The organism is Caldanaerobacter sp. (genome assembly GCF_049701115.1).
Taxonomy (GTDB): Bacteria; Bacillota; Thermoanaerobacteria; order Thermoanaerobacterales; family Thermoanaerobacteraceae; genus Thermoanaerobacter.
The window spans coordinates 1-9,424 of sequence record NZ_JBNATX010000049.1; the positions used below are offsets into that span (position 1 = coordinate 1).

Here is a 9,424-nt window from a genome sequence, read left to right on the forward strand (position 1 = left end):
GCTTCGCTCGCCCCGCCTTCGCTCCTCAAGTTCGCCAAGTTTAGTTACCGCTTTGACAACAAGTCGCATTTACACACAAAATGCCACTTCTTTATTTTGTCAACAGTCTGGGACTGACTTTTGTCGGGCTTTTTTAATTGATTTAAACACAAAAAAAGAATATAATCAAATTATAGAATAGAATAGTACTCTTTAAAGAGGTGTAAAAATGTTACAGGATGAAATAAAGGAGTTTAGAGAGACACTTCATGAGGCCTTAAAAGATCCTGAGAAATTTTCTCAGTTTTTAAAAGAGATAATAGAAAGACAAAAAGAGATGATTGAAATAATAGGTCTTTTGGAGGCCTATAATGAAGCTACTTATCTTAATTATGTCCTTCTCAAAAAAAGAGATGTGGTAAAAGCGCTTATTTATGTGGATGGAAAAGTTAAGAGCATTTTGGACGTAGTGAACAACGTAATAAATGGGCTTTTTGAATATAAGAAGGCGGAAGATAAAATTAAAAAAAATATAGAAAATACTCTAAGAGATTACAAAGAATATCTTGAAGATGCCAATGAGGTTCTTCATGGATATTATATAGAATCAAAGTATGTAAATGAAGTAATAAGCGACAAATTAAGAGATTCTTTTAGTGCGGAAGTCATAGATGAGGAATTTTTCTATGAGAGTGTGTTTAATTTTGTAAATGAAGTGGAAGAAGAGAAAGAGGAGAGGATAAAAGAAATTTTGACATCTTTGCCTTTTGCAATGTCTAGAAAGCGGTTTTATGATTATCTTCAGAAAGCATTAAAGAGAGAATATGCTAATTATGAAATTTTTCTGGCAAGCTTGATAAATATTGAGGAAAATTTCTACGGTAAACTTGTAGATGGATACGGAGAAATATTTCCTTCTATTGCTCAGAAGATAGAGAGACTTCAGGCTCTGGATGTTAAGTCTTTTTCCGAAGAAGAGGCTGGAGTGTATTTCGATGAAAGTTCTGATCTTCTTAAAGTTATACATTTGTTAAAAGAGTTAATATTCTCTCTTTTGAGGTTGATAAACAGGCTTTTAATAGTTTTTTCGAGAGAAGAAGATATTGAAAAGTTGATTAAAAAAGAGCCCTTTATAAACAAATATGTGGAGTTTTATGGGAAGCTTTTAAATAATGATGTAAAAAATAGCAGAGAAATTGAAAAAAACGTAAAAAAATGTGATAGTGTAATTTCTAACTGGTATTTTGAACTTTACAGATATAATTCCCTTTTGAGTGAAATGGAGTCAGAAGAATCTAAACTTATTGAAGTGGTTGACGAAAGCATAATAGAAAGGGTTGAAATACTAGCAGAGTATGAAAATCTGCTCAATGATGCTTCAGAAATAGTTATAGAAGCGGATAGATTTGGAGAAGACCCTGTTGATGATTTGGTTATAAAAACTGAAATAAAAAATGTTATTGACTTTATTGAAAATCTTTCTAAAAAAATGACAAATGAATATAGGAAGGTAAGACTTAAAAGATTGATGGGAATAGTTCCGTTGCCGGTGGAATTTGAGAAGGAGTTTCTTTACTATGTGAGAAATGCATTAGAGCTTAATAATTCTTACAACAGGAAACTTTCTTATATGCATACTATCAAGAAAAAGATGGACCTTTACAGGGAGCTTAAAAAGCAGAAAGATTTTTATGAAGGCTTAATGAAAAATTCAAAGGATGTAATCTGATATGGTTAAAAGAGTATTAGTATGGATTGAAGCCTTTATAATGACTTTTTCATTGATTTTATGGTTGTTTTTGTTTAATCTAGAAAAAGTGGCTTTTGATTTAAACTTCTATAAAATGGAATATCAAAAGAATCAAGTCTCCTCTGTTACAAAGATAGGGGTTGACGAGCTTATGAATATAACAGAGAGAATGCACCAGTACTTAAAGGGACAAAAAGAGGATATGGACATTTTTGCAAACATCGAAGGAGATGCTAAAAAAGTTTTTAATGAAAAAGAACTTAACCATATGAAAGATGTAAAACAGCTGTTTGTTTTGGAAGAATGGGTAAAGAAAATCTCCATTACAATTTTTTTTGTTTTATTTGGTATTTTAGTATGGAAAACTTCTTTTTCAAAGACTCTTTCTCTTCTTCTAAAGAGTATCGTTTTTATGCTAGGAGCTCTTTTGATATTTGGTCTGTTTATAGCGCTGGACTTTGAAAAGTGGTTTACACTTTTTCACCTTGCTTTTTTTGACAATGACCTTTGGATTCTCGATGTAGAAAAAGATCGGCTCATCCAGATGTTTCCACAGGAATTTTTCCAAGATGCTGTTTACATAATCTTTAGAAACACGTTTATAGGTATTTTACTCATAATAGTTGGAACCTTTAGTATTTCGAAGTTTTTAAAGGAGCCATCATAAGGGCTCCTTTTTAAACGCACAGGGATGTTTTTTCTTCGAATATTTCTTCCAATTCTTCTTTTGTTATAGTTTCTTTTTCAAGTAGCTTTTCTGCAATTGCTATTACCTTCGTCTTGTGTTCGAGCAGTAGCTTTTTTGCAAAAGAGTAACAGCTGTTTATGATTTTGTCCACTTCTTGGTCTATCAATTCGGTAGATTTTACGAAGTGCAAGTCAAAAACCCTATTGCCAAGCTCGCTCATGCCATAATTGCAGACCATCTGATAAGCTATTTTCGTTGCTTCTTTCAAATCATTCTCTGCTCCGGTAGAAATCTCGTTAAAGATAATTTCTTCTGAGGCTCTTCCCCCTAATAGCATGGTTATTTTGTTTTTTAGTTCTGTTTTTGTCAGGAGGAAAGAATCATCTTTAGGGAAATTTAATACATAACCCAAAGCTTCTCCTCTGGGGACTATAGATATCTTTTCTATTATATTTACATTCAAAATTTTTCCTATAAGAGCATGACCTGCTTCGTGATATGCCGCTATTGTTCGCTCCTTTTCTAAAACGGAAGGATTTTTCTTTTTTAATCCAGCAATTACGCGTTCTAAAGCTTCTTCAAATTCTTCCTTTCCAATCTTTGATTTGTTTCTCATTACGGCCAGTATTGCAGCTTCGTTGCACATTGTAGCCAAATGTGCACCTGTCATTCCATGAGTTTTTCTGGCCAAATCCATTAATGACACGCTTTCATCAAGAGGTTTATTCCTTGTGTGAACTTTTAAAATTTCTAGCCTACCTTTGAGGTTTGGGGGGCCTATATGGATTGTTCTGTCAAATCTACCTGGTCTTAAAAGCGCTTCATCCAGCATGTCTATTCTGTTGGTGGCTCCTATAACTATAATTCCTTCGTTACTGTTAAAACCATCCATTTCCACTAGTAGTTGATTAAGAGTTTGATCTTTCTCGGAATTGTTGTCTGTGTTTCTTTTTGTGCCAACTGCATCGATTTCGTCTATGAAAATTATGCTGGGAGCATATTTTTTCGCTTTTGCAAAAAGAGCTCTTATCCTGCTTGCGCCAACACCCACATATTTTTCTACAAATTCAGATCCAGAAGCGCTTATAAAAGTGGAATTTGTTTCTCCTGCCAACGCGCTAGCGAGAAGTGTTTTGCCAGTCCCCGGGGGACCGTAGAATAATATCCCCTTTGGTATCTTTGCTCCCATTTTATTGTATTTTTCTGTATTTGTCATAAAATCGATTATTACCTTTAGTTCCTCTATTACCTCGTCTAGACCAGCTACGTCTTTAAAAGTAATGTTACCTTTCTTTTTTAATAATTCTTCACCTGTATCAGAGAAGGAATTGTACCTGACAGGCATCAATTCAGTGAATTTGCTCTTAAATAGTATGTAAATAGTAAAAGACCCAAAAAACAAAGCTATCAAAAAGGGCACATTAAAATTGCTTATTGAAGGATGTAACTCTGTTACCAGTAAATAAATTAAAAGAAGGTTTATAAAGATGGAAAGAAAAAGAATTATATTGTTTAAGCTCTTCTTCATAATTTTCCGCCCCCACTTCTATTCTGAATGTAGTTTTTGCTTATTGAAAAGATTTATTCACAAAAAGAAAAGAGTATAAAATAAGATTTTTAAGTCAAAAATGTAAAACAAAAGAACCATATGGGAGGTAAATTTATGGAAGGATACATGGGAATAGACGTGGGGTCAGTCAGCACAAATATTGCTGTCATTGATGAGGGAAATAATGTCATAGATTATGTATATATAAGAACTAGAGGGCAACCAATAAAAGCTGTTCAAGAAGCTTTGAGGGAAATAAAAGAAAAAGTTGGCGATATAAAGATTAAAGGAGTTGGAACTACTGGAAGTGCCAGACAGTTAACAGGACTTATGGTGGGGGCGGATATTGTAAAAAATGAGATTACTGCTCATGCGGTGGCTGCTTCCAGCATAGTAAAGGATGTAAACACAGTGATTGAGATTGGTGGGCAGGACTCAAAGATAATAATTTTGCGAAATGGCGTTGTGGTGGATTTTGCAATGAATACAGTATGTGCGGCTGGGACCGGGTCATTTTTAGACCAACAGGCTTACAGATTAAATATACCAATTGAGGAGTTTGGAGATTTGGCACTAAAATCCAAAAACCCTGTAAGGATTGCAGGAAGATGCAGTGTATTTGCAGAGTCTGACATGATTCACAAACAGCAGATGGGATATGCTCTTCCTGACATAATAAGCGGCTTGTGTGACGCTTTAGTGAGGAATTATCTCAACAATGTAGGAAAGGGGAAAGATATTAGGGAACCTATTGTATTCCAAGGTGGAGTAGCTGCTAACAAAGGAATAAAAGCTGCATTTGAAAAGGCTTTGGGAATGAAGGTATATGTTCCCAAATACTACGGTGTTATGGGGGCGATTGGCGCAGCGATATTGGCAAAAGATGCAGTCAAAGAAAAAGGTTACACTTCATTTAAAGGCTTTGAAGTAAGCGATTTGGAGTACAAAGCGTTAGGGTTCGAGTGCACAGCTTGTCCTAATCACTGTGAGGTAGTAGAATTCATACAGGGAGATGAGGTTATTTCCAGATGGGGAGATAAGTGCGGAAGGTGGTCTAATAGTCCAAGCAAAAAAATTCACGCAGGTTCTATAGTTTAGCCCGACGCCTTTGCAAATTAGGTGTCGGGCTATATGATTTCTACCACATCTCCGGGATGAAGCAGATCAGTGTAGGAGGCTTTCTTGCCATTTATTTTCATTTCAGGTACTCTGTTGTTGTCAAATTTTATGTCTATAAAATTGAATAAGTCTATGAACATGTACTCTTTCTTACCTTTTAAAAGGACCTCTTTTCCATTTACCGTTATAGAAAAACTCCTTATGCTGTCTTCTACTCTTATTTCATCTCCTTCTTTTATTGAGTAATCGAGGTCAGCCAGTTTTCCGTTTACATAAATTTCTTTATTTTCTGCACCTTTCACGAGGTCTCTTACGGTAATAAAAGCGTCGTTTCCCTTTTTCCCGCCGATGATGCTTATTCTATCGCCTTCTTTTATTGAAGTTTTTAAATTAGCTAAAGTTCCGTTTACGTATATTTTTGGAGGAATGCCTTCTTCTCCTTTAATGGTCATTTTTTCACCGTTTAGCGTGAAGGTCAGGTCTTTCCCGCTTTGTGGAATTAGATTTTGAGAGCTGTAATCTATAGCTAAAAGAGCATCCATTACACTAGGGCTCTTTATGTTAAAGATTGTAACTAATTTATCTTCTACATATACCTTTACAAAATCTTTCCTTTTATTTATCATTGCAGAGTAAGCTATCCCTATAGGGGTAATACTTTCAGGGCCTTTGAGCTTTTTTGGACGAGAGTGCAAAATTTCTACAGACTTTATATCTCTTACAGAAACCCTATTGGGAGGGAGCTTCAACAAAGAGGCTATCTCTTCTGGCAGCATTGGAAGGTTGCTGCTTCCTCCTACTAAAAATACCGCGGAAGGGCTTTTGCCGTTATATTTTACAATTTCTTCGCATATTTTTTGTGCAAGGGTTTTGACAGAAGGCTTTATAACTTCTAACACTTCTTCTCTTGAAATAGTGTATTCAATACCTAGAACGTCTTTAAATTTTATTTCTTTTTTAGTGGATTTTTTAATCTTTTCTGCGGTAGCGAAATCTGTAAGAAACCGTCGAGCTATTTCCTCGGAAATTTCATCGCCTGCGTAAGGTACCATCGAATAAGCGATTATATTTCCTTCCTTTGATATTGCGATGTCAGAAGTACCTGCTCCTATATCCACTAACGCTATGTTTAACATCCTTATATCTGGCTTAAGAGAGACATTTATAGCGGCGATAGGTTCCAGTGTTATGTAAGATACTTCGAGTCCGGCTTTTTTCACTGAAGCGTAAAGGCCCTCTACTACATCGAAGGGGAGAAAAGTAGCCAAGATTTCTACTGCCATTTCTTTTCCTCTGTGCCCTTTTAAATTGGTTATTGGAAGGCCATTTAAATAGTAATTGGATACGGTGTAACCGACGGTGTGATAATCTGTTATTCCGGATTTAGATACAATAGATTTGAGAGCAATTTCCAGAGCTTCTAGCTCTAAGCTGTGTATATCCTCAAGGGTTATTTCATGGTCTTCTTTTATACTTTTTTCTGCTCTAGCAAATTGTGTCTTAAGTGACCTTCCTGCTGCAGCGATAGCCACTTCTCTAAGCTTTATCTTCAGGGTGTTTTCTAATTTTTCTTTGATTGACAAGATCACATGAGCTACTTTATCTATATCGTGAACTTGGCCGTCAAACATTGCTCTTTCCTGGTGTTCCATTTGTTCACTTGCCAAGATTTCTAGTTTTCCATTGTTTTCAGTTGCGACTATTCCCACAACTACTCTTGTCCCAATGTCAAGGGCAAATACAATATCATTGGTATTCATCATTTACCCCCGGATTTTTTAAGTTTTTATTTTATTATACACCACCAAAGTATTATTTCGGAAGGGCAGAAAATAAATTTAACGCTTTTTATTTACTTGTATGGATTTGACATTATTGATATAATTAATGAGAGGTGACGGGGATGGATATATTTATTGAAAAGCTTGTTAAAAAGCAAAAAACTTCTCAAGATGTCTTTTTTACAATAGGAATAATAGTTGGAACGTTGATATTAGTGTTTGGGATTATACCATTAATCCCTTTTCTTAGGAGCTTTTGGCTTTTTTTTGCAGTACTGTTTGGGTACTTGGCCTATTACTTGATTCGGTCTCGCAATATTGAATTTGAATACGCACTTACAAATAGCGAATTGGACGTAGATAAGATAATAGATCAGAAGAGAAGAAAGCATCTTTTGACTGTAGATTGCAAAAATTTTGAGGTCATGGCGAGAGTTAATAGCGATAAATTTACTGAAGATATAAAAAGCATTAAAAATAGAATTGAAGCAGTAAGCTCTATGTCTTCTCCAGATGTTTATTTCGCAGTGTTTGAAAATGGCGGTGTCAAGACTTTGCTGTTTTTTGAGCCCAATGAAAAAATGTTAGAGGTGATAGGAAGGTATATACCTAGAAGGCTTTTTAAATAGAGAGCTGAGAGGTTTTAAGATGAATAAAAAATATGTCTTGTCAAAAGTAAGTGAAAAAACCGGGCTATCTGTATCTCTTCTTGGTGAGATAATAAAAGTGTTGAGCAAGTATAAAAGCGTTGAAAAGGCAGTAATTTTTGGGTCTAGAGGCAGAGGGGATTTTAAGAGGACTTCCGATATTGACATATGTGTGTTTGGGGAAAGAATAACGCATACAGAATTAAATCTTTTGCAGTTTGATTTAGAAGGATTGAATACCCCCTTGAGTTTTGATGTGGTGCATTTTGATACTCTTTGCAGGAAAGAATCTAGAGAAAGTATTTTAAAAGATGGAGTAGAGATATATGACAGAAGAAAAATTGTTACAGAGATTTAAAGATTTTGAAAATGCTTTAATGCGATTAAAAGAAGCTCTGGCAATAGAAGTGACAAACGAAATAATTATAGATGGGGTAATACAGAGGTTTGAGTTTACTTTTGAACTGGCATGGAAGATTATGAAAAATTATCTTGCTTATGAAGGGATTGAAGTAAATAGCCCAAGAAGTGCAATTAAAGCCGCTTATAGTGCAGGTTTAATACAGGATGGAGAAATGTGGATAGATATGCTTATGGACAGGAATAGGACTACATATATTTACAATAGCAAAATGGCTTTGGAAATTAAAACATAAAGAGAAGATATGTCAGCTGTTTTGAAGAGTTAAGTGAAAAGATAAGAGTAAATATAGAAAACATTAAGGGATAATTAAAAAGAGGGGAATTAGTGGTGAATGAGAGCAAAGAGGAATTTGAGAAGGAATTAAAAGAGTTAGAAGAATGGCAAGAAAATCAGTATAATCCAGGTTATTATATAGGCAGTGGTCGTGTACCGAGGCCTTTAAAAGGATTAAAAAAGAGGCCAATCTTTTTGATGGTAATTGCTCTTTCCATGATTCTGCCTTTAATTGGTATTTTATTTTCAAAAATTTCCACTGAAGACCTTATAGCTTTTGTATTCCCGGCTTTTATAGGTGTTATTTTGTTTTACGCTGCAATAAGAGAAATGTTTGAAAAGAGGAAATTCAGAAAATGAGGAGTTGATGAAATAATGATCAAAGCAGTTATTTTTGACATGGATGGAGTAATGATTGACAGTGAACCTGTGCATCTGCGACTTGAGAGAGAGTTATTTAAAGAACTGGGAGTTTATATAACTGAAGAAGAACACATGACATTTGTAGGAAGTTCTTCTTATTACATGTGGGGAAAAATTAAAGAGCGGTTTAATTTAAAAGAAAGTGTAGAAGAGCTGGTAAGAAGAGACAGAAAAAGGTATTTAGACCACGTCTTGAGCACTGGAGAAATTATTCCTGTGCCAGGAATACAGGAATTGGTTAAGAAGCTTTTTGAAAGGGAATACAAACTGGCAGTGGCTTCTTCTTCGCCAATAGATGTGATAGAATTGGTGGTTCAAAAATTAAACTTAAAGAACTTTTTTGATATGTTAGTTTCTGGAGATTATGTAAAAAGAAGCAAGCCGTATCCAGACATATTTTTATATACGGCTGAAAAGTTAAGAGTCAAGCCTGAAGAATGTGTCGTAATAGAGGATTCTTACAATGGTGTTCATGCAGCTAAAAGCGCTGGAATGAAAGTTATAGGATTTGTAAACCCCAATTCTGGGAATCAGGACTTATCAGAAGCAGATTTTATAGTTGATTCTTTAGGAGATACTGTGTTGAAGATTATAGATGAATTGAGCAGTAAAGAAGATGTAAAGTCAATAAAGTAAACAAAAACTCTTTATTTTAAGCTCTTATTTTTCAGTGGAAGCTTACAGTTTGTTGACAAAGTGCTTCTTATTTAAGTGGCATTTTGTGTTAATGCTTGTAAGTTGCAAAGCGACTAAACTAAGGCTCACTTTTCGGGCTCCGGCGGGGTGCCGGC

The 9,424-nt window shown here is 35.0% G+C and carries 10 protein-coding genes; 8 read left to right on the forward strand and 2 right to left on the reverse strand.

Going from position 1 to position 9,424, the window contains the following annotated elements:
• Positions 1-208: 208 nt before the first annotated feature.
• Both ACPLVE_RS10250 and ACPLVE_RS10255 read left to right on the forward strand, forming a co-directional pair.
• Entirely contained in the window at positions 209-1,708 is a 1,500-nt protein-coding gene (locus tag ACPLVE_RS10250) for a hypothetical protein (RefSeq protein ID WP_424611459.1), read from the forward strand.
• A gap of 1 nt (position 1,709) precedes the next feature.
• Positions 1,710-2,396 (forward strand): TIGR01906 family membrane protein, encoded by a 687-nt coding sequence (locus tag ACPLVE_RS10255; protein WP_424611460.1) that lies wholly within the window; start codon positions 1,710-1,712, stop codon positions 2,394-2,396.
• A 10-nt stretch (positions 2,397-2,406) separates the two neighbouring features.
• Here the strand turns inward: ACPLVE_RS10255 and ACPLVE_RS10260 are convergent, their stop codons facing one another.
• Positions 2,407-3,945 carry an ATP-dependent metallopeptidase FtsH/Yme1/Tma family protein gene (locus ACPLVE_RS10260; protein WP_424611461.1) on the reverse strand — a complete coding sequence of 513 codons (1,539 nt, stop codon included), beginning with the start codon at positions 3,943-3,945 and terminating at the stop codon, positions 2,407-2,409.
• Positions 3,946-4,080: 135 nt separating this feature from the next.
• Between ACPLVE_RS10260 and ACPLVE_RS10265 the strand changes: the two genes are divergently transcribed.
• On the forward strand, positions 4,081-5,064 hold the full coding sequence (locus ACPLVE_RS10265) for an acyl-CoA dehydratase activase (RefSeq protein ID WP_424611462.1): 984 nt from the start codon (positions 4,081-4,083) through the stop codon (positions 5,062-5,064).
• Positions 5,065-5,093: 29 nt separating this feature from the next.
• Here ACPLVE_RS10265 and ACPLVE_RS10270 read toward each other — a convergent pair whose 3' ends face one another.
• Complete coding sequence (locus ACPLVE_RS10270; RefSeq protein ID WP_424611463.1) at positions 5,094-6,845, reverse strand: cell division FtsA domain-containing protein; 1,752 nt, start codon at positions 6,843-6,845, stop codon at positions 5,094-5,096.
• A 143-nt stretch (positions 6,846-6,988) separates the two neighbouring features.
• Here ACPLVE_RS10270 and ACPLVE_RS10275 point away from each other — a divergent pair, with 143 nt between their 5' ends.
• The 5 genes from ACPLVE_RS10275 (at position 6,989) to ACPLVE_RS10295 (ending at position 9,269) form a co-directional block, all read left to right on the forward strand.
• The gene (locus ACPLVE_RS10275) at positions 6,989-7,495 is read left to right on the forward strand and encodes a hypothetical protein (protein ID WP_424611464.1); all 507 of its coding nucleotides are present in this window, start codon (positions 6,989-6,991) and stop codon (positions 7,493-7,495) included.
• A gap of 19 nt (positions 7,496-7,514) precedes the next feature.
• Positions 7,515-7,871, forward strand: a complete 357-nt coding sequence (locus ACPLVE_RS10280; RefSeq protein WP_424611465.1) for a nucleotidyltransferase domain-containing protein — start codon at positions 7,515-7,517, stop codon at positions 7,869-7,871.
• On the forward strand, positions 7,840-8,169 hold the full coding sequence (locus tag ACPLVE_RS10285) for an HI0074 family nucleotidyltransferase substrate-binding subunit (protein WP_424611466.1): 330 nt from the start codon (positions 7,840-7,842) through the stop codon (positions 8,167-8,169). Before ACPLVE_RS10280 ends, ACPLVE_RS10285 begins: the two co-directional genes overlap by 32 nt.
• 95 nt (positions 8,170-8,264) lie before the next feature.
• Entirely contained in the window at positions 8,265-8,570 is a 306-nt protein-coding gene (locus tag ACPLVE_RS10290; RefSeq protein ID WP_424611467.1) for a hypothetical protein, read from the forward strand.
• 15 nt (positions 8,571-8,585) lie between these two features.
• Positions 8,586-9,269 (forward strand): HAD family hydrolase, encoded by a 684-nt coding sequence (locus ACPLVE_RS10295; RefSeq protein ID WP_424611468.1) that lies wholly within the window; start codon positions 8,586-8,588, stop codon positions 9,267-9,269.
• Positions 9,270-9,424: the final 155 nt, after the last annotated feature.